Origin of the sequence: Teichococcus deserti (assembly GCF_001982615.1) — a bacterium.
Classification (GTDB): Bacteria; Pseudomonadota; Alphaproteobacteria; order Acetobacterales; family Acetobacteraceae; genus Pseudoroseomonas; species Pseudoroseomonas deserti.
This window is the reverse complement of record NZ_MLCO01000222.1, coordinates 1-706: the sequence shown is the minus strand read 5'-3', so window position 1 is coordinate 706 and position 706 is coordinate 1. Positions and strand designations below refer to the sequence as shown.

Annotated in this window: 2 protein-coding genes; both read right to left on the bottom strand. The window is 67.8% G+C overall.

The window, feature by feature from the left end; genetic code table 11:
- Nucleotides 1-470: CoA transferase (locus tag BKE38_RS20820; protein WP_131829672.1), on the bottom strand; the 470-nt coding region annotated here is incomplete at its 3' end.
- Between the two features lie 2 nt (nucleotides 471-472).
- The coding region (locus BKE38_RS20815; RefSeq protein WP_131829671.1) for an acyl-CoA dehydrogenase family protein at nucleotides 473-706 on the bottom strand (234 nt) is incomplete at its 5' end.

Here is a 706-nt window from a genome sequence, read left to right as displayed (position 1 = left end):
GCCGGATGCCCGGTGATCGAGGCCAGCGCGCTTTCCGCCTGCACCAGCAGGTCATAGGCCTTCATCGAGGCGTAGTCGCCGCTCTCGCCATAGCCCGAGATATCGACGGTGATCAGCCGCGGGTGCTTCTTCCGCAGCTCCGCGCTGCCGAAGCCGGCGCGCGCCATGGCGCCCGGCGCCAGGTTCTGGATGAAGACATCGGCCTTGGCCAGCAGCGCCGCCAGCAGCGCCTTGTCGTCCGGCTGCTTGATGTCAAGGCAGACGCTTTCCTTGCCGCGGTTCAGCCAGACGAAATAGGTCGACTGCCCGGCGGCGGCCTTGTCGTAGCCGCGGGCGAAATCGCCCTCGGCCCGCTCGATCTTGATCACCCGCGCGCCGGCATCGGCCAGCTTCACCGAGCAGGTCGGCGCCGCCACCGCCTGCTCCATCGACACCACCAGCAGCCCGGCGAGCGGCTTGCCCGGAACCATGCTCAATAGCTCCGCGGCATGCCGAGCACATGCTCGCCGAGATAGGACAGGATCAGGTTGGTGCTGATCGGCGCCACCTGGTACAGCCGCGTCTCGCGGAACTTTCGTTCGATGTCGTACTCTTCCGCGAAGCCGAAGCCGCCATGCGTCTGCACGCAGGCCTCGCCGGCGGCCCAGCTGGCTTCGGCGGCCAGCATCTTGCCCATGTTGGCTTCCTCGCCGGGGTTAACCCCGGC